We start from the raw sequence: 22,373 nt of genomic DNA, 5'->3' as shown, positions 1-22,373 counted from the left end.
CACGAAGTGTAGAGGGCGCCGGTGTCCTACGGGTGGGGCGGTCCCTACATCCGGACGGAGAACGTGCTAGGAGACGTTCACACCGAAGTCGAGCGCGATGCCGCGCAGGCCCGAGGCGTAGCCCTGGCCGACGGCGCGGAACTTCCATTCGCCCTGGTAGCGGTAGAGCTCGCCGAAGATCATGGCGGTCTCGGTGGAGGCGTCCTCGGACAGGTCGTAGCGGGCGAGCTCCTGGCCGTCGGCCTGGTTGACGACCCGGATGAAGGCGTTGGAGACCTGGCCGAAGGTCTGGCCGCGCTCGTCGGCCATGTGGATCGAGACCGGGAACACGATCTTGTCGCAGGTGTCCGGCACCTTGGGCAGGTCGACCAGAATCGATTCGTCGTCCCCCTCGCCCTCGCCGGTGAGGTTGTCGCCGGTGTGCTCCACGGAGCCCTCCGGGCTCTTGAGCTGGTTGTAGAAGACGAACCACTCGTCGCCGAGGACCCGCCCGCCCTGGCACAGCAACGCGCTGGCGTCCAGGTCGAAGGGGGCGCCGGTGGTGGAGCGGGCGTCCCAGCCGAGTCCGATCATGACGTTGGTGAGGTTCGGTGCGGCCTTCGAGAGGGAGACATTGCCCCCCTTGGCGAGCGTGACGCCCATGATGCTGGTCCTCCCCTAGCGGTGTTTCTCCGGTTGTCCTGCACGTCCGGCGCCGACCGTAAACGGTGCGGCGCCGGACAGAGCGGACTTTCGAACGCCCCTGGGGCGTCCACCTGGCTCAGACGTTGACGCCGAAATCCTGGGCGATGCCGCGCAGGCCGGAGGCGTAGCCCTGGCCGATGGCACGGAACTTCCACTCGGCGCCGTTGCGGTAGAGCTCGCCGAAGACCATCGCGGTCTCGGTCGAGGCGTCCTCGGACAGGTCGTAGCGGGCGATCTCGGCACCGCCGGCCTGGTTGACCACGCGGATGAACGCGTTGCGGACCTGCCCGAAGGACTGCTGGCGGTTGTCGGCGTCGTAGATCGACACCGGGAAGACGATCTTGTCGACGTCCGCGGGGACCGTGGCCAGGTTGACCTTGATCACCTCGTCGTCGCCCTCGCCCTCACCGGTGAGGTTGTCACCGGTGTGCTCGACCGAGCCGTCGGGGCTCTTGAGGTTGTTGAAGAAGACGAAGTTCTGGTCGCTGGCGACCTTGCCCGCCGAGTTCAGCAGCAGGGCGCTGGCGTCCAGGTCGAAGTCGGTGCCGGTGGTGGTCCGGACGTCCCAGCCCAGACCGACGAGGACCGCGGTCAGGCCGGGGGCCTCCTTCGTCAGCGATACGTTGCCGCCCTTGCTGAGGCTGACTCCCACGAGTCCTCCCTATGTGTGTCCAGGGGCGGGGAGCCCCGTCGTGCTTCGGATACCGGATCAACGACTCGATCCTAGTGACGGGTTCCCGTCGCACGCAGGCCCTGGACCCCGAAGAATCACGGGGTGTCGGCCATGCGGACCCTTAGGGGTCACAGTGTGTCGAGCGCCGTCACGTACTCGTTCAGGTCACGGGCGTCCGGCAGGCCGTTGACCACGGTCCAGCGCACGACGCCCTCCTTGTCGATGACGAAGGTGCCGCGCACGGCGCAGCCCTTGGCCTCGTCGAAGACGCCGTAGGCGCGGGAGGTCTCGCCGTGCGGCCAGAAGTCGCTGAGCAGCGGGTACTCCAGGCCCTCCTGCTCGGCGAAGACGCGCAGGGTGTGGATGGAGTCGTTGGAGACCGCCAGCAGCTGGGTGTCGCGGTCCTCGAACTTCGGCAGGTTGTCGCGCAGCTCGCACAGCTCGCCGGTGCACACGCCGGTGAAGGCGAACGGGTAGAAGAGCACCACCACGTTCTTCTCGCCGCGGAAGTCGGACAGCTTCACGGCCCGGCCGTGGTTGTCCTTGAGCTCGAAGTCGGGCGCCTTGTCGCCGACCTGGATCGCCATCGCTGCATCCCTTCGTCAGGGGCTGTTCGGGTGAGGACACCCTATGCGGCGACTCCTGCGCGGCGATCACGGCAGGCCGGTGGACGGACCGGTGCCCGGTCCGTCCACCGGTGCGGCTCAGCGCTTCTTGGCGGCACCCTTCGGCGTGTTCAGCCGGCTGCCGTTCCAGTCCTTGCCCACGCTGACGCTCTTGGTCTGCGAGAGGCCGGCGGTCGTGACCGCCTCGCCGATGTCGCTCGGCTCGACGTAGCCGTCGCGGCCGGTCTTCGGCGTCAGCAGCAGGATCGAGCCACCCTCTTCGAGGTAGCCGAGGGCGTCGACCAGCGCGTCCGTCAGGTCGCCGTCATCCTCACGGAACCAGAGCACCACGGCGTCTGCCACGTCGTCGTAGTCCTCGTCCATCAGCTCGCTGCCGATGGTCTCTTCGATGGACTCGCGGAGCTCCTGGTCGACGTCGTCGTCGAAGCCGATCTCCTGGACCACCTGGTCTGGCTGGAACCCCAGCCTGACGGCAGGGGTGGTCCGCTCCTCCGCGTGGTCCGCGGTCGCGCTCACGGGTTGCCTCCTGATCATGTCTTGGTGATGAACTCAGCCACGCGCGTGCGCGAAGCATTGGCCGTAGTCCACACGGGCGGGACGGATCGCGCAAGTACCCGGCCGTTCGGACCGCCGAAACGGTGACGATCCCGGCCGTGTCGCCGCAACTCCCGGCACCGTATCGCGGACGGGCGTGACACACACCACTCCCTTTTGCCCGCTATATGCCTTTCGGAATCATCCTCACATACGGCGGTCGAACGAGTATGCCAAGCGCGTCACACCCCGGGCGTATCGTTGCGTTTTGGCCGGTCCCGAGTTACCTCACGGTAGAGATGACGAGCGCCGCCCCGGGGTGGACGATGGACAGCGGCGCAGGCAAAACGCAGGGAAAAACCGGGAAAACAGGCGAAACAGTCAAAACAGCGAATCAGTGCCCCTCTGACAGGTAAGGAACAGCGTGGCTTCCGGATCCGATCGCAACCCGATCATCATTGGCGGCCTTCCGAGTCAGGTTCCTGACTTCGATCCCGAGGAAACCCAGGAGTGGCTCGACTCGCTCGACGCCGCCGTGGACGAGCGCGGCCGGGAGCGGGCCCGCTATCTGATGCTCCGCCTGATCGAGCGCGCCCGCGAGCGGCGCGTCGCGGTGCCCGAGATGCGCAGCACGGACTACGTCAACACGATCCCCACGCGCGCGGAGCCGTTCTTCCCGGGCAACGAGGAGATCGAGCGCAAGGTCCTGAACGCGACCCGCTGGAACGCCGCGGTGATGGTCTCCCGCGCCCAGCGTCCGGGCATCGGCGTCGGCGGCCACATCGCCACCTTCGCGTCCTCCGCGTCCCTCTACGACGTCGGCTTCAACCACTTCTTCCGCGGCAAGGACGACGGCCTCGGCGGCGACCAGGTCTTCTTCCAGGGGCACGCCTCCCCCGGCATCTACGCGCGCGCCTTCCTGCTCGACCGGCTCGGCGAGGCCCAGCTGGACGGCTTCCGCCAGGAGAAGTCGAAGTACCCGGACGGCCTCTCCAGCTACCCGCACCCGCGCTCGATGCCGGGCTTCTGGGAGTTCCCGACCGTCTCGATGGGCCTCGGCCCGATCGGCGCGATCTACCAGGCGCGGATGAACCGCTACATGCACGCGCGCGGGATCGCCGACACCTCCAAGTCGCACGTCTGGGCGTTCCTCGGCGACGGCGAGATGGACGAGCCGGAGTCACTCGGCCAGCTGTCCATCGCCGCCCGCGAGGGCCTGGACAACCTCACCTTCGTCGTCAACTGCAACCTGCAGCGGCTCGACGGCCCGGTGCGCGGCAACGGGAAGATCATCCAGGAGCTGGAGTCGGTCTTCCGGGGCGCCGGCTGGAACGTGATCAAGCTGGTCTGGGACCGCACCTGGGACCCGCTGCTCGCCCAGGACCGCGACGGCGTCCTCGTCAACAAGATGAACACGACCCCGGACGGTCAGTTCCAGACCTACGCCACCGAGTCCGGCGCGTACATCCGCGATCACTTCTTCGGCGACGACCAGCGGCTGCGCGCGATGGTCCAGCACATGACCGACGACCAGATCCTGCACCTGGGCCGCGGCGGCCACGACCACCGCAAGATCTACGCGGCGTTCAAGGCGGCCACCGAGCACCGGGGCCAGCCGACGGTCATCCTGGCCAAGACGATCAAGGGCTGGACGCTGGGCCCGAACTTCGAGGGCCGCAACGCCACGCACCAGATGAAGAAGCTGACGGTCGCCGACCTCAAGGGCTTCCGGGACCGCCTGCACCTGCCGATCTCCGACCGGGAGCTGGAGTCCGGCCTGCCGCCGTACTACCACCCGGGCCGGAACTCGGAGGAGATCCAGTACATGCACGACCGGCGCAAGGGCCTGGGCGGCTACGTCCCGACCCGCGTCGTACGCTCCAAGCCGCTCGCGCTGCCCGACGACAAGACGTACGCGACCGTGAAGAAGGGCACGGGCCAGCAGTCGATCGCGACCACGATGGCCTTCGTCCGGCTCCTCAAGGACCTCATGCGGGACAAGGAGATCGGCCGCCGGTTCGTCCTGATCGCGCCGGACGAGTACCGCACCTTCGGCATGGACTCCTTCTTCCCGAGTGCGAAGATCTACAACCCGCTCGGCCAGCAGTACGAGGCGGTCGACCGCGACCTGCTGCTCGCCTACAAGGAGTCGCCGACCGGCCAGATGCTGCACGACGGCATCTCCGAGGCCGGCTGCACGGCCTCCCTGATCGCGGCGGGCTCGGCCTACGCGACGCACGGCGAGCCGCTCATCCCGGTCTACGTCTTCTACTCGATGTTCGGTTTCCAGCGCACCGGCGACCAGTTCTGGCAGATGGCCGACCAACTGGCGCGCGGTTTCGTCCTGGGCGCGACCGCCGGACGTACGACCCTGACCGGTGAGGGCCTCCAGCACGCCGACGGCCACTCCCAGCTGCTCGCCTCGACGAACCCGGGATGCGTGGCCTACGACCCGGCGTACGCGTACGAGATCGCGCACATCGTCCAGGACGGCCTGCGCCGGATGTACGGCGGCGACGCCGAGCACCCGCACGGCGAGGACGTCTTCTACTACCTGACCGTCTACAACGAGCCGATCCAGCACCCGGCCGAGCCGGCCGACGTGGACGTCGAGGGCATCCTCAAGGGCGTCCACCGGATCAGCGCGGGCACGGCGGGCACCATCCCGGCGCAGATCATGGCCTCGGGCGTGGCGGTGCCGTGGGCGATCGAGGCGCAGAAGATCCTCGCCGAGGACTGGAACGTCAAGGCCGACGTCTGGTCCGCCACCTCCTGGAACGAGCTGCGGCGCGAGGCCGTGGCCTGCGAGCGGCACAACCTGCTGCATCCGGAGGAGGAGCAGCGGACGCCGTGGGTGACGCAGAAGCTGAGCGGCGCCGAGGGTCCGTTCGTGGCCGTGTCCGACTGGATGCGGTCGGTGCCGGACCAGATCGCGCGGTGGGTGCCGGGCACGTACCAGTCGCTGGGTGCCGACGGCTTCGGCTTCGCCGACACACGGGGCGCGGCGCGCCGGTTCTTCCACATCGACGCGCAGTCGATCGTGGTCGCGGTGCTGACCGAGCTGGCCCGTGAGGGCAAGCTCGACCGCTCCGTACTGAAGCAGGCCATCGACCGGTACCAGCTGCTGGACGTCACGGCGGCGCACCCGGGCGCGGCGGGCGGCGACGCGTAGCGCTCCGCGAGGAGGCCGGTGGGCAACTGCGGGCCGGTGGGGCGCGGACGCGTCCCACCGGCCTTCGCCGTCTCTTTACGATGCCGGTATGAAGCAACAAACAGCGCAGGCTCGTTGGGAGCAGGTGACCCAGCGGCCGTTGCTGGCGCTGGCGGTGGTCTTCGCCGTCGCCTACGCGCTGCCGATCGTGGACGGTTCCGCGGGGCATGTCCTGACCGCCGCGTGCACGGTGGCGGAGTGGGTGGTGTGGGGCTCCTTCGCCGTGGACTACCTGATACGGCTGGCCCTCGCGCCCCGGCGCAAGGAGTTCGTGCGGACGCACTGGATAGACCTGTGCGCGGTGGTGCTGCCGCTGCTCCAGCCGCTGCGGCTGCTGCGGCTCGTCGCGACGCTGATGCTGGTGGGGCGGCGGGCGCGGATGGCCTCGCAGATCCGGCTGACCACGTATGTCGTCGGCGCGGTCGTCGGCCTGCTCATGTTCGGCTCGCTGGCCGTCCTGTCGGTGGAACGCGACTCGCCGAACGGGAACATCCGGACGCTGGGTGACGCCCTGTGGTGGTCGTTCACGACGATGACGACGGTGGGGTACGGGGACCACGCGCCGACGACCGGGCTGGGCCGGATGATCGCGGTGGGCCTGATGCTCTCCGGGATCGCCCTGCTGGGTGTGGTGACGGCGAACATAGCGACGTGGTTCATCGCGCGGTTCGAGAAGGACGACGTGGAGGAGCGGCGGCAGACGGAGGCGATCGGGATGCTGACCGAGGAAGTGCGGGCGCTGCGGGCGGAGGTCGTCGCCCTGCGCGAGGGCGTGGGCGCGGGGGGCGGGGTGCGCTCACCGGCGCTTGCCGGGTGCCGCTGCGCCCACCCGTGCCGCCCGGGGGTCCCTCCAGGCCTTTCGGGCACTGGGGGAGGCACTACTGCCCGCAGCTAGGACGTGCCCCGTAAGGGGCGCGGGGAACTGCGCGAGCAACCCCCACCGGCCCGCGGGCTGCAACGGCGCCCCGCGGTCCCACCCGCCCCGCGGGCCCGCCCGCGCGCTGCCCCCCTCCGGCAGCGCGCCGCGGTCCGACTGTCCTCGCATGCCCTGCGGAGGACGTGACCCACTGTGACCTGCGGCGCCTGCCGAGGGCGAGGAATCTTTAGCGGAGTCACCCTGATAGGTGAACTCCGCCCGGAGAAGCGTCAGATGTGGCCCACGCCGGCATCCGCGCCCGCGTTCTCGCCGCGCTTGGTGAACAGCGCGACCAGGATCGCGACCGCCGCCACCCCCGCCGCGACGAGCGAGGCGAGGCTCATGCCGGAGATGAACGTGTCGTGGGCGACGTCGGAGATCTTCGCGGCGATCTCCGCGGGCGTCCCCTTGGCGACCGGCGCGACCCCGACCTGGACGGCCTCGGAGGCCTGCGCCAGCTGCGCGTCGGTCAGCTTCGGCAGCCCCGCGGCGGCCCAGTTGCCCGGCAGGTCGCCGTCGACCTTGGAGGCCATCACGGCGCCGAGCACGGCCGTACCGAGGCTGCCGCCGATCTGCATCGCGGCCTGCTGGAGACCGCCGGCCACACCGGAGAGCTCCATCGGCGCGTTGCCGACGATGACCTCGGTGGCGCCGACCATGACCGGCGCGAGCCCGAGACCGAGCAGGGCGAACCACAGGGACATCAGCGCGCTGCCGGTGTCCGCCTTCAGCGTGGACATGCCGTACATGGCGATCGCGGTGGCCGCCATGCCGCCGGCCAGCGGGATGCGCGGGCCGAGCTTGGTGATCGCGGCGCCGGCCAGCGGCGAGCCGACGATCATCATGCCGGTGAGCGGAAGCAGGTGGAGGCCGGCGTCGACCGGGTCCATGCCGTGCACGTTCTGGAGGTAGAACGTCACGAAGAACAGGCCGCCCATGAAGGCGATGGCCATCAGGACCATCAGGACCACGCCCGCCGAGAGCGGGACGGAGCGGAACAGGCCGAGCGGGATGAGCGGTTCCTTGACCCGCGTCTCCCAGAAGGAGAAGAGGGCGAAGCCCAGCACCGACGCGGCGATGAACGTCCACGTCTTGCCGTCGCCCCAGCCCCAGCTCGGCGCCTTGATGAGCGCCCAGACCAGGCAGAACATCGCGCCGGAGAGCAGGCCGATGCCGAGCAGGTCGAAGGAGCGCGGTGCGTTCTCCGCGCGGTGGTCGAGCAGCATCACCACGCCGAGGACCAGGGCGATCGCGCCGACCGGCACGTTGATGAAGAACACCGACTGCCAGCTGACGTGCTGGACCAGCACACCGCCGAGGATCGGGCCGCCCGCGGTGGAGGCGCCGATGACCATGCCCCAGATGCCGATCGCCATGTTGAGCTTCTCGGCCGGGAAGGTGGCCCGCAGCAGGCCGAGCGCGGCCGGCATCAGCAGCGCGCCGAACAGGCCCTGGAAGACGCGGAAGGTGACGACCAGACCGATGCTGTCCGAGAGGCCGATGGCCCCGGAGGCCGCGGCGAAGCCGACGACGCCGATCAGGAACGTCTGCCGGTGGCCGAAGCGGTCGCCGAGCTTGCCCGCGGTGATCAGGGAGACCGCGAGGGCGAGGAAGTAACCGTTGGTGATCCACTGGACCTGGGCGAAGGTGGCGCCGAGGTCCTTCTGGATCGCGGGGTTGGCGATGGCCACGATGGTGCCGTCGAGGGCGACCATCATGACCCCGACGGCGACGGTTATCAGGGTGAACCAGGGGTGGCCGCGCAGGCCCGGGGCCGGCGGCCGGTCCGGCAGGGCCGCCGGTGCCTTGTCCCCCGACCCCGTCGTGTCGATCGTGGTCTGACTAGTCATGCGTTCGAGGCTAATGACAGCCACTGACAGTTGACAAACAATTTCAGTAGTCAGTAACTGTCAGGCATGGAAACGCTGCGCGAACGCAAGAAACAGCGCACCCGGGACACGCTCCTGCGGTCCGCGCTCGAACTCTTCGTGACCCAGGGGTACGAACACACCACCGTCGACGAGATCGCCGCGTCCGTCGACGTCTCGCAGCGCACCTTCTTCCGCTACTTCGCCAGCAAGGAGGACGTCGCGTTCTTCGTGCCGCGGCTCACCGAGGAGCACTACGTCGAGGCGGTGCGCCGCCGCCCGCCCGAAGAGCCCCCGCTGGAGGCGCTGCGCCGGTCGGTCATGGACAGCTGGGACACCATCGAGGAGGCCATCGAGCGGTACGTGCCGGTCGGGCTGTTCCTGCGCACGTACAAGCTGATCGAGGAGACCCCGGTCCTGTTCGCCGCCCGCCTGCGACGGCAGGCGGAGACGGAGGAGGAGATCGCGCGGATCGTCGCCGAGCGGGAGGGCGTCGACCCGGACACCGACCCCCGGCCCCGGCTCGTGGTCGCCGTGTTCGGCGCGGTCATCCGGGTCACCGAGCGGCACTGGTCGGTCGGCGACGACTTCAGCGTCGCGGCGATCCGCGAACTCACCGCGTCGTACCTCGATCAGGTGGGACCGGCGCTCACCGGGCACTGGCGCGAGGTCTGACTCCCCATCACACGGGCCCGAGACAAGCCTCACGTTTGCCGAAACGTGATAACTGTCACTCAGTTACCGCGAGACCCCTTCGTTCTCCTAGTGTGTCCTCCCAGTGACTTCCTTCGACACCTCCCCGCCCCTCAACGTCTGGCGCGCGCTGCTCGCCCTGGCCGTCGTGTTCGTGATGCTCGCGACCACCGGCTGGACCGCCCTGCGCGCACACCGCGAGACCACCGCGCTGCAGACCTCCCTCGCCAAGTGGGAGCACGGCAGCGTCCACGGCCTGCGCCTGCCGGACCCGGAGGCGTCGCCCGCGCTCCTCACCCGGTTCTTCGCGTCGCTCACCGCGCAGGAGCGCGACCGGCTCGCGCACCGTTACCCGCTCGCCGTGGGCAACATGAACGGCGCGCCGGCCGAACTGCGCTACCGCGCCAACGACATCGCCCTCGACCAGCAGCGTGCCGTCGAGAAGAAACGCATGCACGACCCACGGCTCAGCGCGGCCGGGCAACAGGACGCCGGCCGTCGTATGCACCGTTACGAGGCGCTGATGGCGAAGGGCCGGCAGATCCTCGCCTTCGACCCGGACGGCAGCGGCCGGGTCGCGGAGGTGTTCGGCGACCTCACGAAGGCCGAGCGGATCTCCGTCGTCGTCCCCGGCGTCGACACCGACCTGCTCACCTTCCAGAAGACGAACCGCCCGTACAGCGCGCCGGTCGGCATGGCCAAGGCGCTGTACCGGGAGGAGCGCACGGCGAGTCCCGCGACCCGTACGGCGGTGATCGCCTGGGCCGACTACACCGCGCCCGACGGGCTCGGCGTGGGCGCCGCGACCGGCACGGCCGCCGAGCAGGGTGCCGTACGCCTCAACGCGCTGCTGCGGGCACTGCCCGGCGAGGCGCCGGTGTCGATGTTCTGCCACAGCTACGGCTCGGTGGTCTGCGGGGTGGCCGCGCACGCCATGCCGGACCGGGTGGCCGACATAGCGGTGGCCGCGAGCCCCGGGATGCGGGTCGAGAACGCCTCGCACCTGGACACCCCGGCCCGGGTGTGGGCGATGCGGGACGCCTCCGACTGGATCCAGGACGTCCCCTATCTGGAGTTCGGCGGACTCGGCCACGGCGCCGACCCCGTCTCCTCCTCCTTCGGCGCCCGGGTGCTGTCGGCGTACGACGCGAAGGGACACGCCGGCTACTTCGAGCCGGGTACGGACAGCCTGCGCAACCTCGCGGACGTCGGGGTCGGCGCATACGGCGCGGTGACCTGCGCCCACGACGATGACGGGTGCCTGGCGGGTTTGTCCGGCACGTCGATGGCCGGACGCGCGTAGAGACAGCAGGAAGTGCGGTATGCGCGGGGATGGGACTGGGAAGCACGTGCCGCATACGATGAGCCGCATGGGTGACGTACTGGCCGGATTTCATGCCGCCTGGGAGTTCGAGTCCGACTCCGTGCTCATCCGTTACGAACGGGGGATTCGAACACCCAAGCTGTTCCAGAGCCTGGGCGAACGCCGGGTGCCGCTGGCCGCGCTGGAGGGCGTGACGCTCACGCCCGGGAAGCGGGGCACGGTCGTCCTGAGGGCCGAGCCGCGCCCCGGTGCCGACCCGCTCCTCGAGGCGGCGGCCGGACAGCTCAAGGACGGCAGCGACCCGTACCGCCTGGTGGTCCCGGCCGAGCGGGCGACCCTCGCCGAGTACTACGCCGACGAACTGCGCCCGCTGCTCACCGCGTCCGGACCGGCCGAGAGGTTCCTGGTCGCCGCGCCCGAGGGACCCCGGCAGTTCAAGGCGTACGACGGGAAGGCGAGCTTCGACGGCAGGGCCGTGCACTTCCGGTGGTCGTGGACGGGCGCGTCCACGGCGAAGTGGAAGGCCGGCGACCAGAGCTTCGCCGTCGCCGACCTGGGCGGTGTGGAGTGGCGGTCGCCGGAGGTCTTCGAGGGGCATCTGCGACTGCTGCGGCGGGACCTCGCGGGGGCGCAGCCGACGCAGCCCGACCAGGATCCGGCGACGGTGGTGTTCGGGCTGGGGTACGGCCCGGTGCACGAGTCGCTGCCGTTCGCGGCGGCCGTGCTGGAGGCCCTGCGGGCCAAGGGGGCCGCCGCGGTGCCGGTGCCGACGGGGCGCCGTGACCCCGCGGACATCGCCGAGCGGATTCGGCATCTGGGGGAGTTGCACCAGGCGGGGCTGGTCACCGATGAGGAGTTCGCCGCGAAGAAGGCCGAGTTGCTGGCGGAGCTTTAGCGGTTCTTTCGGGTGCGGGTGCGTGGGGCTGGTCGCGCCCACGCGGCGGCAGCCGCACATCGAATACAGCCCCGCGCCCCTGACGGGGCGCCGTGGCGAAGGGCGTTTTCAGTTGCCGCCTGTTTCATAGAAGCTGATCTTTCGGTCCAGGACCGACAAGGTGTCGTGCAGCTCGGCGATGCGGGACACGACGTCTCTTCTGGTCTGTTCGAGGAGCTCGCGGCGCTCGGGGTAGGTCGTCTCGCCCTCGCGTACCAGTTCCGCGTAGCGGACCATGTCGGCCACCGGCATGCCGGTCAGGCGCAGCTTGGTCACGAAGTCCAGCCAGTCCAGGTCGCGGTTGCTGTAGCGGCGCTGGCCGGTGTGCGAGCGGTCGATGCTGGACATCAGGCCGATCCGCTCGTACCAGCGCAGGGTGTGGGCGGTCAGGCCGGTGAAGGCGACGACCTCGCTGATCGTGTAGCGGTCCTGGCCCTCGGGGCGCGGATGGCGCCGGGGCGGCGCGGAACAGATGTCGGCGGGCGCGATGTCGGGCTGCTCGGTGGGGGCCGCGGTCGTGGTCTGCATCACCGTCATGGGCCCACGCTAAGACCTTGGAGTGCACTCGAAGCAAGCGGAACCCGGTAAGAAATACACGCGACGCGCGGGCCGGGCGGTGACTAGCGTGCGGGGCATGAGTCTCGTACGCCGTGCCACGGCCGAGGACGCGGCGGAAGTGCTGCGGCTGCGCCAGGTGATGATCGACGCGCTGCCCGGCGGGGACAGCTCCACAGGATGGCACGCCGAGGCGCGGCCCGCGCTGGAGGAACGGCTGGGTGAGCCGGACGGGGACTTCGCCGCGTTCGTCGTCGACCATCCGGACCGGCCGGGGACGCTGGCGGCGCTGGTCGCCGGGACCGTCGACTACCGGATCGGCAAGGCGGGCAGCCCGCACGGCCGCTCCGGGTACGTCTTCAGCGTGGCGACCGACCCGGACGCCCGGCGGCGCGGGTACGCGCGCGCGTGCATGGAGGAGCTGCTGGCGTGGTTCCGCGAGCGGGGTGCGGGGCAGGTCATGCTGACCGCGTCCCCGGAGGCCGAGCCGCTCTACGCGGCGCTCGGCTTCGCCCACAAGCCGGACCCCACGATGATGCTGCGGCTCTGAGCCGCTTAGGGTCGTGGGCATGTCCTTGAACAGCCTCGCGTCGATCGAGAACTGGCCCGTGCCCACCGCCGCGGCGGGCGTCGTACGCACCGACGGGACGGTCCTCGGCGCCCACGGGCCGGTCGGACACGGCTTCCCGCTGGCCTCCGTCACCAAGCCGCTCGCGGCGTACGCGGTGCTCGTCGCGTACGAGGAGGGGGCGGTCGAGCTCGACGAGCCGGCGGGGCCCGACGGAGCGACGGTACGGCACCTGCTCGCGCACACCTCGGGGCTGGCCTTCGACGAACACCGGGTCATGGCGCCGCCCGGGGACCGGCGGCTGTACTCGAACGCGGGGTTCGAGGTGCTCGGGGAGCATGTCGCCAAGGCGACGGAGATGCCGTTCGCCGAGTACGCGCGGCAGGCGGTGCTGGAGCCGCTGGGCATGACAGCGACGTCGCTTGAGGGGTCGCCGGCGAAGGACGGCGTGTCGTCCGTCTCGGACCTGCTCCGCTTCGCGGCCGAGCTGCAGGCGCCGCGGCTGCTGGATCCGCGGACGGTGGCGGAGGCGACGCTGAGCGTGCAGTACCCGGGGACGAAGGGCGTGCTGCCGGGGTACGGGCACCAGAACCCGAACGACTGGGGGCTCGGGTTCGAGATCCGCGACTCCAAGTCGCCGCACTGGACGGGGGCTTCGTCCTCGCCGCGGACGTTCGGGCACTTCGGGCAGGCGGGCACGTTCCTGTGGGTGGACCCCGACGCGGGTGCGGCGTGCGTCGCTCTGACGGACCGGGCGTTCGGGCCCTGGGCGGTCGAGGCGTGGCCGGTGCTCACGGACGCGGTGCTGGCGGAGCTGCGCGGCTGAGGTGGGCCGGGGGCGGGGACGCTCACCGGCGCTGGCCGGGTGCCGCCGCGCCCACCCGTGCCGCCTGGGGGTCCCCCCAGGCCTTTCGGGCACTGGGGGAGGCACGACTGCCCGCAGCTAGGCTTCTGGTCTTTCAGGGGCGCGGGGAACTGCGCGACAAGCCCCCCACCGGCCCGCGGACGGGCGACGGCCGCCGCTACCCGGCCATTTCCCACAGCAGCAACTCCGCGTCGGAGATCCCCGACGCCTCCAGATCCTTCGCGTCGGTGATCCGTACGGCGTCCCCCGGCCCCAACTCCTCCTCCCCCAGCCGGGCTTCGCCCCGCACGACATGGACGTACACGTACGCCCCGTCCGGCACCGCCGTCCGCTCCCCCGCCCCCAGGCGGCGCACGTGCAGCATCGCGGCGGCCTCCGGGACCGCGTACGGCGTGGAGTCGGCGATGCCGCGGACGATGTCGTAGGAGGGTTCGCCGCCGGGCCGCACCGGGGCCAGCCACATCTGGACGAAGGTCAGGGGCAGCGGCCCGTCGTTGCGCTCCACGTGGCGGACGCCCCCCGCCGAGCTGAGGCGCTGGACGTCCCCGTGCCGGACCACCGTCTCGTGGCCCGCCGAGTCGCGGTGGGTGAGCTCGCCCTCGACCACCCACGTCACGATCTCGGTGTGGCTGTGCGGATGCTCGTCGAAGCCGGCGCCCGGTGCCAGCCGCTCCTCGTTGCAGGCGAGGACCGCCGCGAACCGCAGGTTGTCGGGGTCGTAGTGCGGGCCGAAGGAGAAGGCGTGCCACGACTCGATGCCGGTCGCCGGGTCGCCCCCCGGATAGCGCTGCGCCGCGCGCCGTACGTCCATCACGGCACCACGGTAGACCGCAGTCGGCACCCGGCGGCGCAGGCTCCCGTCCGGATAAGGCAGTCTTGTCCCCGTGCCCGAACCCGTAACGCGCAAGTCCGACCCCTCGGCTCAGAAGGTCCACCCCCACTCCGCGACCCTGAAGCGGCTGGAGAAGTCGTCCGGCAGTCTCGCCGCCCAGGCCATCGCACGCATGGACGAGACCCTGTCGTGGTACCGGGCCATGCCCCCGGAGAACCGCTCCTGGATCGGGCTGGTCGCCCAGGCGGGCATCGCGGCCTTCACCGAGTGGTTCCGGCACCCGGACGCCCCGCAGGCGATCTCGACGGACGTGTTCGGGACCGCGCCGCGCGAGCTGACCCGGGCGATCACGCTGCGGCAGACCGTGGAGATGGTGCGGACCACCATCGAGGTCATGGAGAGCGCCATCGACGAGGTGGCGGCGCCCGGCGACGAGAGCGTGCTGCGCGAGGCGCTGCTCGTGTACGCCCGTGAGATCGCCTTCGCCACCGCCCAGGTGTACGCGCAGGCCGCCGAGGCACGCGGTGCCTGGGACGCCCGGCTGGAGTCACTGGTCGTCAACGCCGTGCTGAGCGGCGAGGCCGACGAGGGGGCGGTGAGCAGGGCCGCGGCGCTCGGGTGGAACTCGCCGGACAACGTGTGCGTCGTGCTCGGGACCGCGCCCGACGGGGACAGCGAGCTGACCGTCGAGGCGATCCGGCGGGCCTCCCGGCACGCCAAGCTGCAGGTGCTGACCGGGGTGCTCGGGGACCGCCTCGTCGTCATCGCGGGCGGCAACGACAATCCGCTGGCCGTGGCCAAGTCGCTGATCGGGCCGTACGCCGCCGGGCCGGTCGTGGCGGGTCCCGTGGTGCCTGACCTGCTGGCGGCCACCCGGTCCGCGCAGGCCGCCGCCGCCGGGCTGAAGGCCTGTTCCGCCTGGCAGGACGCGCCGCGCCCGGTGCTGGCGGACGATCTCCTGCCGGAGCGCGCCATCGCGGGCGATCCGAGCGCACGCGAGCAGTTGGTGGAGGAGATCTACAGACCACTGGAAGAAGCCGGTTCGGCGCTGCTGGAAACACTGAGCGTCTATCTGGAACAGGCGAGCAGCCTGGAGGGTGCCGCCCGCATGCTCTTCGTTCACCCGAACACCGTGCGCTACCGGCTCCGACGTGTGACTGACGTCACCGGGTGGTCACCGTCCGATGTACGATCCGCCTTCACACTGCGGATCGCGCTGATCCTGGGGCGTCTGGTCGATGGAGATCCCCAGTCATAGGATTTTGTCGGGGGCCTACAAAACCCCCTCGTGTTCTTCGTCCCTGTCCCCACGGGCGGCCGTGGCCGTCCCCAAGAGAGAGTGTGAGAGTGCTCGTACTCGTCGCTCCCGGCCAGGGCGCCCAGACCCCTGGCTTCCTGACCCCCTGGCTCGACCTTCCCGGTGTCGAGGACCGTCTGCGTGCCTGGTCGGACGCCATCGGCCTCGACCTGGTGCACTACGGCACGCACGCCGACGCGGACGAGATCCGCGACACCGCGATCGCGCAGCCGCTGCTGGTCGCCGCGGGACTCGTCTCCGGCGCGGCACTCGGTGACATGGCCGGCATCGCACCGGGCGCGGTCGCCGGGCACAGCGTCGGTGAGATCACCGCCGCCGCGTTCGCGGGCGTCCTGGACGACACCGCCGCGCTGGCCCTCGTACGCAAGCGCGGCCTCGCGATGGCGGAGGCCGCCGCGATCACCGAGACCGGCATGTCGGCGCTGCTCGGCGGCGACCCGGACGTCTCCGTCGCGCACCTGGAGAAGCTCGGCCTGACCCCGGCGAACATCAACGGCGCGGGCCAGATCGTCGCGGCCGGCACCCTGGAGCAGCTCGCCGCGCTGAACGAGGACAAGCCCGAGGGCGTCCGCAAGGTCGTCGCCCTCAAGGTCGCCGGTGCCTTCCACACGCACCACATGGGCCCCGCGGTCGAGAAGCTGGCCGAGGCGGCCGGGGAACTCGCCCCGCTCGACCCCAAGTTCACCTACGTCTCCAACAAGGACGGGCAGACCGTCGCGTCCGGCGCCGAGATCGTGGAGCGGCTCGTCGGCCAGGTCGCCAACCCGGTCCGCTGGGACCTGTGCATGGAGACCTTCAAGGAGCTCGGCGTCACCGCCCTCCTGGAGGTGTGCCCCGGCGGCACCCTGACCGGCCTGGCCAAGCGCGCCCTGCCCGGCGTGAAGACGCTGGCCCTGAAGACCCCCGACGACCTCGACGCGGCCCGCGAGCTCATCGCCGAGCACAGCTGAACTAGGAGCGCACAGCGATGTCGAAGATCAAGCCCAGCAAGGGTGCTCCGTACGCGCGCATCCTCGGCGTCGGCGGCTACCGCCCGACCCGCGTGGTGCCCAACGAGGTGATCCTGGAGACGATCGACTCGTCCGACGAATGGATCCGGTCGCGCTCCGGCATCGAGACCCGGCACTGGGCGGGCCCGGACGAGACCGTCGCCGCGATGTCCGTCGAGGCCTCCGGCAAGGCGATCGCCGACGCGGGCATCTCCGCCGAGCAGATCGGCGCCGTGGTCGTCTCCACGGTCTCGCACTTCAGCCAGACCCCGGCCGTCGCCACCGAGATCGCCGACAAGCTGGGCACGGCCAAGGCCGCCGCCTTCGACATCTCGGCCGGCTGCGCGGGCTTCGGCTACGGCCTCACGCTCGCCAAGGGCATGATCGTGGAGGGCTCCGCCGAGTACGTGCTCGTCATCGGCGTGGAGCGGCTCAGCGACCTCACCGACCTGGAGGACCGGGCCACCGCCTTCCTGTTCGGCGACGGCGCCGGCGCGGTCGTGGTCGGCCCCTCGCAGGAGCCGGCGATCGGCCCGACGGTCTGGGGCTCCGAGGGCGACAAGTCGGAGACCATCAAGCAGACCGTGCCGTGGGACCGGCTCCACTTCGGTGACAAGGCCGAGCTTCCGCTGGACAGCCAGGGCAACGTCAAGTTCCCGGCGATCACGCAGGAGGGCCAGGCGGTGTTCCGCTGGGCCGTGTTCGAGATGGCGAAGGTCGCTCAGCAGGCGCTGGACGCGGCCGGGATCAGCGCGGACGACCTGGACGTCTTCATCCCGCACCAGGCCAATGTGCGGATCATCGACTCGATGGTGAAGACTCTCAAGCTGCCGGAGCACGTCACGGTCGCCCGTGACATCCGCACCACCGGCAATACCTCGGCCGCCTCGATCCCGCTCGCTATGGAGCGGCTCCTGGCGACCGGTGAGGCGAAGAGCGGCGACACCGCACTCGTCATCGGGTTCGGGGCGGGTCTCGTCTACGCCGCCACTGTCGTTACCCTCCCCTAGGCACTCCGTGCCGGATCATGCATCCGGAACGGGTCGCCGTCCGCAGTACCGCAGCAACCGTCTGGAACATCTAAGAAGGAGCGCCTGACATGGCCGCCACTCAGGAAGAGATCGTCGAAGGTCTCGCCGAGATCGTGAACGAGATCGCCGGCATCCCGGTTGAGGACGTCCAGCTGGACAAGTCCTTCACCGACGACCTGGACGTCGACTCGCTGTCCATGGTCGAGGTCGTCGTCGCCGCCGAAGAGCGCTTCGACGTCAAGATCCCGGACGAGGACGTCAAGAACCTCAAGACCGTCGGCGACGCGACCGACTACATCCTCAAGCACCAGGCCTGAGGCAGTTAACTAGCCTCTGGCTGCAATGCCCCGCCACCCGGCGGTGGCGCCGTCGAATCCCGTATCCGTTGGAGAAAGAATTCCCGTGAGCCCGACCAATCGCACCGTGGTCGTCACCGGTATCGGCGCAACCACACCGCTGGGTGGCGACGCAGCTTCGTTCTGGGAGGCGCTGATCGCCGGCAAGTCCGGCGTCCGCCTCCTGGAGCAGGAGTGGGCGGCCGAGCTGCCCGTCCGTATCGCGGCGCAGATCGCCGTCGAACCGGGCGAGATCATCCCTCGTCCGCAGGCCCGCAAGCTGGACCGGTCGGCGCAGTTCGCGCTGATCGCCGCCAAGGAGGCCTGGAAGGACGCCGGTTTCACCGCCAGGGCCGGTGAGGACGCGGCGGCCAACCCCGACCGGGTCGGCGCCGTCATCGCCTCCGGCATCGGCGGTGTGACGACCCTGCTTGACCAGTACGACGTGCTGAAGGAGAAGGGCGTACGCCGTGTCTCCCCGCACACCGTGCCGATGCTGATGCCCAACTCGCCGGCCGCCAACGTCGGTATCGAGCTGGGTGCGCGGGCCGGTGTGCACACGCCCGTGTCGGCCTGCGCCTCCGGCGCCGAGGCCATCGGGTACGCCATCGAGATGATCCGCACCGGCCGTGCGGACGTCGTCGTGGCCGGCGGCACCGAGGCGGCGATCCACCCGCTGCCGATCGTGGCGTTCGGCAACATGATGGCGATGTCCAAGAACAACGACGACCCCGAGGGTGCGTCGCGTCCCTACGACTCCGGCCGTGACGGCTTCGTCCTCGGCGAGGGCGCGGGCGTGATCGTCCTGGAGTCCGAGGAGCACGCGAAGGCGCGCGGGGCGCGGATCTACGCGGAGGCGGTCGGCCAGGGCATCTCGGCCGACGCGCACCACATCACCCAGCCGGAACCGTCGGGCAACGGCATCGCGCACGCGTTGCAGAACCTGCTCGACAACACGGATCTGAAGCCGGCCGAGATCGTGCACGTCAACGCGCACGCGACGTCGACGCCGCAGGGTGACGTGGCCGAGATCAAGGCGCTGCGGAAGGTGTTCGGCGACGACGTCGACCACATGGCGATCTCCGCGACCAAGTCGATGACGGGTCACCTGCTGGGTGGTGCGGGCGGCATCGAGACCGTCGCGTCGATCCTCGCGCTGGTGAACCGGACGGCTCCGCCGACCATCAACCTCGACGAGCTCGACCCCGAGGTCAACGCGGATGTGGTGCGGGGCGAGGCGAGGGAGTTGCCCGAGGGCAGGATCGCCGTGCTGAACGATTCGTTCGGGTTCGGCGGCCACAACGTGGTCCTTGCGTTCCGGACGATCTGAGAAACGCCGACTTAACGCCTGTGGCCCGGACTCCGTTGGATGGAGTCCGGGCCACAGGCATTCGTTGTCGGCCGACCGCCGGTGGGGGTTGTTCGCGCAGTTCCCCGCGCCCCTAAAAGCAAAAGCAGGGGCGCTGCCGAGCGCCCCTTTAGGGGCGCGGGGAACTGCGCGACAAGCCACGACGGCGCCGCAGTCGGCAGACGGCGGGTCAGACCACCTGGTGGAGCCAGCGGACCGGCGCGCCCTCGCCCGCGTAGCGGAACGGCTCCAACTCGTCGTCCCACGGCTTGCCCAGCAGCTTGGCGATCTCGGCCTCCAGGGCCGTCTCGCCGCGCTGTGATCGGGTCAGGGCGGCCCGCAGGCGGTCCTCGGGGATGAGGATGTCACCGTGGATCCCGGTGACCGCGTGGAAGATGCCGAGGTCGGGAGTGCAGCTGTAGCGCTCGCCCTCGGCCTTCGCACAGGGCTCGGCGGTCACCTCGAAGCGGAGCAGGTGCCAGCCGCGCAGCGCGGAGGCGAGTTTGGAGGCCGTGCCGACCTCACCCTGCCAGGAGAACTCGGAGCGCCAGGTGCCGGGCGCGGCCGGCTGGCGGATCCAGTCGAGGTTGACGCGCGTGCCCAGCACCCCGGCGACGGCCCACTCGACGTGCGGGCACAGCGCGCGGGGCGCGGAGTGCACGTACAGAACTCCACGTGTCGTCACCGGAACCTCCGGGCTGAGCGGACATCTTGCTGGCTGGCTGGCGGCAGTGACACGACGGCCGCGTTGATGGCGAGGCTACCGTGCGGTGGCGCAAGGAGTGTGACGTACCGTCGGTCCCACAGCCAGGAAACCCCCGCCATTCACCCAGGGGGACGCTTGTACCGGGGTGGTCCGTTGCACGGCGCGGGCCGGGAACTCCCGTGCGTTGTCATTACGGGGGACGATCGGGCAAACGGAGAGGACCTACGGGGTATGCGCAAGCAGCGACGCCGGCGTTCGCGTGCCCTGGCAGGCGCCGTCGCCGTCACCGCCGCGCTGGGGGTGGCCGGGTGCGATGCGCTGGGCGGTTCCTCCGGCGCGACCGGGAGCGAGAAGACGCGGGCCGCGCGGACCGTGCAGGTGTGGGACCGCAGCCCCGCCTCGATCGCGGCCGTCGGCGACTCCATCACCCGCGGCTTCGACGCCTGCACGGTGCTCTCGGACTGCCCCGAGGTGTCCTGGGCGACCGGCACCAGTGAGCAGGTGGACAGTCTGGCGGTGCGGCTGCTGGGGCGGGCCCGGGCGGCCGACCACAGCTGGAACTACGCGGAGACCGGCGCCCGGATGGCCGACCTGCCGGCGCAGATGGCCGACGCGGTGGTACGGAAGCCGCAGTTGGTGACGGTGATGGTGGGGGCGAACGACGCCTGTCGTACGTCGGTGCGGGCGATGACCTCGGTGGCCGACTTCCGCAGCGGGTTCGAGGACGCGCTGGGCACCCTGCGCAAGGCGCTGCCGAAGACGCAGGTGTACGTGGCGAGTGTGCCGAACCTGAAGCGGCTGTGGTCCGAGGGGCGGACCAACCCGCTGGGCAAGCAGGTGTGGAAGCTGGGCATCTGCCCGTCCATGCTGTCCGACGCGGACGATCTGACCAGCGCGGCGACCGTGCGCCGGGACAAGGTCCAGCAGCGGGTCGAGGACTACAACAAGGTGCTGGAGCAGGTCTGCGCCAAGGACCGGCGGTGCCGGTTCGACGGCGGGGCGGTGTACGCGTACCGGTTCGGCACCGATCAGCTGAGCCACTGGGACTGGTTCCATCCGAGCACCGACGGCCAGTCCAGACTCGCCGCCATCGCCTACCGGGCCGTCACCGCGAAGGAGGGTTAGAACCAGTGGGCTGGAACAGGTGGACTAGACCCCTGGCTTAGGGTTTCCCCATGAACGAACTTTTCGGCACACTTCCCGACGGCACCGAAGTGCACCGCTGGACGCTGGAGCGCGCGGGCACCCGGGTCCGGGTGCTGTCGTACGGCGGGATCGTGCAGTCGGTCGAGGTCCCGGACCGGGAGGGGCGGACGACGGACGTGGTGCTGGGGTTCGCCGGTCTGGACGGGTACCTGGAGCACCCGGGGCCCTACTTCGGCGCCCTGGTCGGCCGGTACGCCAACCGGATCGCGCACGCCCGTTTCCCGCTGGACGGCGTGACCTACGCCCTGGAGCCGAACAACGCGCCCAACTCCCTGCACGGCGGCGCCCGCGGCTTCGACAAGCGGGTGTGGGAGGTGGCGCCCGTCGAGCACGGGGTGCGGCTGACCCGGGTGAGTCCGCACGGGGAGGAGGGGTTCCCGGGGCGGCTGGAGCTCGCCGTGACGTACACGCTGGACGGGTCGGGCACCCTGCACATCGCCTACGAGGCGGTCACCGACGCGCCGACCGTCGTGAACCTCACCAACCACAGCTACTTCAACCTGGCGGGCTCCGGGAACGCGGGCGGCCACGAGCTGCGGATCGCGGCCTCGCGCTACACCCCCGTGGACGGGGACCTGATTCCGACGGGGGTGCCGGCGGACGTCTCGGGCTCCCGGTTCGACTTCCGCGCGGCCCGCAAGGTGGGCTCCGGCTACGACCACAACCTCGTCCTCGACAAGGGGGTGACCCGGACCCCGGTGGAGATCGCCGAGCTGTACGACCCGACGTCCGGCCGCACCCTCACCGTGGCCACCACCGAACCGGGCATCCAGCTCTACACGGCCGAGCACCTGGCCGGCCCCTTCGCCCCCGGCGACGGCGTCGCCCTGGAGACCCAGCACTTCCCGGACTCCCCCAACCGCCCCGACTTCCCGAGCACCCGGCTGGACCCGGGCGCGACCTACCGCTCGGAGACGGTGTACGGCTTCGGGGTACGGGACTGACGGCACCCGCCGACGCCGTCCGCCGACGCGCAAGCCCCGGTCCAGGGGTCAGGTCCCGGACCGGGGCTGCTCAAGGGGGACGCGTCCCGCTCCGACCTTAGCCGCGGCTGTCCGAGGACGGCCGGTCATCGGGCGCGTCGCAACGATCTCGTACGAACCCTTCACAAACGTCCGCGGGGGCCGTGGCGGCCGATGGCGTAGACCACATCGCGG

General features: G+C 70.5%; 22 protein-coding genes. 14 read left to right on the top strand and 8 right to left on the bottom strand.

The annotated features are described in order from the left end of the window. Positions 1-66: 66 nt before the first annotated feature. The 4 genes from ACGF5O_RS00725 to ACGF5O_RS00710 all read right to left on the bottom strand — a co-directional run bounded on the left by ACGF5O_RS00725 (position 67) and on the right by ACGF5O_RS00710 (position 2,499). Complete coding sequence (locus ACGF5O_RS00725) at positions 67-642, bottom strand: TerD family protein (protein WP_293997730.1); 576 nt, start codon at positions 640-642, stop codon at positions 67-69. A 118-nt stretch (positions 643-760) separates the two neighbouring features. Then, positions 761-1,336, bottom strand: a complete 576-nt coding sequence (locus ACGF5O_RS00720; RefSeq protein ID WP_093503512.1) for a TerD family protein — start codon at positions 1,334-1,336, stop codon at positions 761-763. 149 nt (positions 1,337-1,485) lie between these two features. Beyond that, a complete protein-coding gene (locus ACGF5O_RS00715) occupies positions 1,486-1,944 on the bottom strand; it encodes a peroxiredoxin (protein WP_362598769.1) in 459 nt (152 codons plus the stop codon). A gap of 117 nt (positions 1,945-2,061) precedes the next feature. Then, entirely contained in the window at positions 2,062-2,499 is a 438-nt protein-coding gene (locus ACGF5O_RS00710) for a DUF3052 domain-containing protein (protein WP_355710888.1), read from the bottom strand. Positions 2,500-2,941: 442 nt separating this feature from the next. Here ACGF5O_RS00710 and aceE point away from each other — a divergent pair, with 442 nt between their 5' ends. Both aceE and ACGF5O_RS00700 read left to right on the top strand, forming a co-directional pair. Continuing rightward, positions 2,942-5,689, top strand: a complete 2,748-nt coding sequence (gene aceE / locus ACGF5O_RS00705; RefSeq protein ID WP_393807759.1) for a pyruvate dehydrogenase (acetyl-transferring), homodimeric type — start codon at positions 2,942-2,944, stop codon at positions 5,687-5,689. Between the two features lie 88 nt (positions 5,690-5,777). After that, the gene (locus ACGF5O_RS00700) at positions 5,778-6,623 is read left to right on the top strand and encodes a potassium channel family protein (protein ID WP_393807758.1); all 846 of its coding nucleotides are present in this window, start codon (positions 5,778-5,780) and stop codon (positions 6,621-6,623) included. Between the two features lie 251 nt (positions 6,624-6,874). Here ACGF5O_RS00700 and ACGF5O_RS00695 read toward each other — a convergent pair whose 3' ends face one another. Beyond that, entirely contained in the window at positions 6,875-8,494 is a 1,620-nt protein-coding gene (locus tag ACGF5O_RS00695; protein WP_393807757.1) for an MFS transporter, read from the bottom strand. 66 nt (positions 8,495-8,560) lie between these two features. On the opposite strand from ACGF5O_RS00695, the gene ACGF5O_RS00690 reads away from it, so the two are divergent. From ACGF5O_RS00690 to ACGF5O_RS00680, 3 genes are all read left to right on the top strand, one after another. Then, complete coding sequence (locus ACGF5O_RS00690; RefSeq protein WP_393807756.1) at positions 8,561-9,187, top strand: TetR family transcriptional regulator; 627 nt, start codon at positions 8,561-8,563, stop codon at positions 9,185-9,187. A gap of 103 nt (positions 9,188-9,290) precedes the next feature. After that, positions 9,291-10,508: an alpha/beta hydrolase gene (locus tag ACGF5O_RS00685; RefSeq protein WP_393807755.1), complete on the top strand. Its 1,218-nt coding sequence runs from the start codon at positions 9,291-9,293 to the stop codon at positions 10,506-10,508. Between the two features lie 67 nt (positions 10,509-10,575). Continuing rightward, entirely contained in the window at positions 10,576-11,424 is an 849-nt protein-coding gene (locus tag ACGF5O_RS00680; protein ID WP_393807754.1) for a DUF4429 domain-containing protein, read from the top strand. A gap of 108 nt (positions 11,425-11,532) precedes the next feature. Here ACGF5O_RS00680 and ACGF5O_RS00675 read toward each other — a convergent pair whose 3' ends face one another. Then, on the bottom strand, positions 11,533-12,000 hold the full coding sequence (locus ACGF5O_RS00675) for a MerR family transcriptional regulator (RefSeq protein WP_393807753.1): 468 nt from the start codon (positions 11,998-12,000) through the stop codon (positions 11,533-11,535). A gap of 97 nt (positions 12,001-12,097) precedes the next feature. Between ACGF5O_RS00675 and ACGF5O_RS00670 the strand changes: the two genes are divergently transcribed. Continuing rightward, positions 12,098-12,568 carry a GNAT family N-acetyltransferase gene (locus ACGF5O_RS00670; RefSeq protein ID WP_393807752.1) on the top strand — a complete coding sequence of 157 codons (471 nt, stop codon included), beginning with the start codon at positions 12,098-12,100 and terminating at the stop codon, positions 12,566-12,568. A gap of 19 nt (positions 12,569-12,587) precedes the next feature. Further along, positions 12,588-13,412 carry a serine hydrolase domain-containing protein gene (locus ACGF5O_RS00665; RefSeq protein WP_393807751.1) on the top strand — a complete coding sequence of 275 codons (825 nt, stop codon included), beginning with the start codon at positions 12,588-12,590 and terminating at the stop codon, positions 13,410-13,412. Between the two features lie 196 nt (positions 13,413-13,608). Here the strand turns inward: ACGF5O_RS00665 and ACGF5O_RS00660 are convergent, their stop codons facing one another. Continuing rightward, complete coding sequence (locus ACGF5O_RS00660) at positions 13,609-14,262, bottom strand: pirin family protein (RefSeq protein ID WP_393808382.1); 654 nt, start codon at positions 14,260-14,262, stop codon at positions 13,609-13,611. 73 nt (positions 14,263-14,335) lie between these two features. Between ACGF5O_RS00660 and fasR the strand changes: the two genes are divergently transcribed. The 5 genes from fasR (at position 14,336) to fabF (ending at position 19,286) form a co-directional block, all read left to right on the top strand. Further along, positions 14,336-15,541, top strand: a complete 1,206-nt coding sequence (gene fasR, locus ACGF5O_RS00655) for a fatty acid biosynthesis transcriptional regulator FasR (protein ID WP_393807750.1) — start codon at positions 14,336-14,338, stop codon at positions 15,539-15,541. An 89-nt stretch (positions 15,542-15,630) separates the two neighbouring features. Next, positions 15,631-16,551, top strand: a complete 921-nt coding sequence (locus tag ACGF5O_RS00650) for an ACP S-malonyltransferase (RefSeq protein WP_393807749.1) — start codon at positions 15,631-15,633, stop codon at positions 16,549-16,551. A gap of 17 nt (positions 16,552-16,568) precedes the next feature. Beyond that, positions 16,569-17,600 (top strand): ketoacyl-ACP synthase III, encoded by a 1,032-nt coding sequence (locus ACGF5O_RS00645; protein WP_393807748.1) that lies wholly within the window; start codon positions 16,569-16,571, stop codon positions 17,598-17,600. Between the two features lie 89 nt (positions 17,601-17,689). Continuing rightward, the gene (locus ACGF5O_RS00640) at positions 17,690-17,938 is read left to right on the top strand and encodes an acyl carrier protein (protein ID WP_046425089.1); all 249 of its coding nucleotides are present in this window, start codon (positions 17,690-17,692) and stop codon (positions 17,936-17,938) included. Positions 17,939-18,023: 85 nt separating this feature from the next. Next, the gene (gene fabF / locus ACGF5O_RS00635) at positions 18,024-19,286 is read left to right on the top strand and encodes a beta-ketoacyl-ACP synthase II (protein ID WP_393807747.1); all 1,263 of its coding nucleotides are present in this window, start codon (positions 18,024-18,026) and stop codon (positions 19,284-19,286) included. A gap of 208 nt (positions 19,287-19,494) precedes the next feature. Here the strand turns inward: fabF and ACGF5O_RS00630 are convergent, their stop codons facing one another. Beyond that, positions 19,495-19,989, bottom strand: coding sequence for a DUF3145 domain-containing protein (locus tag ACGF5O_RS00630; RefSeq protein ID WP_093503479.1), 495 nt, complete (start codon positions 19,987-19,989; stop codon positions 19,495-19,497). Between the two features lie 252 nt (positions 19,990-20,241). Between ACGF5O_RS00630 and ACGF5O_RS00625 the strand changes: the two genes are divergently transcribed. Together ACGF5O_RS00625 and ACGF5O_RS00620 are read left to right on the top strand one after the other, a co-directional pair. Beyond that, the gene (locus ACGF5O_RS00625; RefSeq protein WP_393807746.1) at positions 20,242-21,135 is read left to right on the top strand and encodes an SGNH/GDSL hydrolase family protein; all 894 of its coding nucleotides are present in this window, start codon (positions 20,242-20,244) and stop codon (positions 21,133-21,135) included. A 50-nt stretch (positions 21,136-21,185) separates the two neighbouring features. Continuing rightward, on the top strand, positions 21,186-22,160 hold the full coding sequence (locus ACGF5O_RS00620) for an aldose epimerase family protein (protein ID WP_393807745.1): 975 nt from the start codon (positions 21,186-21,188) through the stop codon (positions 22,158-22,160). Positions 22,161-22,373 lie beyond the last annotated feature (213 nt).

It is taken from the genome of Streptomyces sp. NPDC048291, assembly GCF_043201715.1.
Classification (GTDB): Bacteria; Actinomycetota; Actinomycetes; order Streptomycetales; family Streptomycetaceae; genus Streptomyces.
This window is presented reverse-complemented; position numbering and strand designations above follow the sequence as displayed.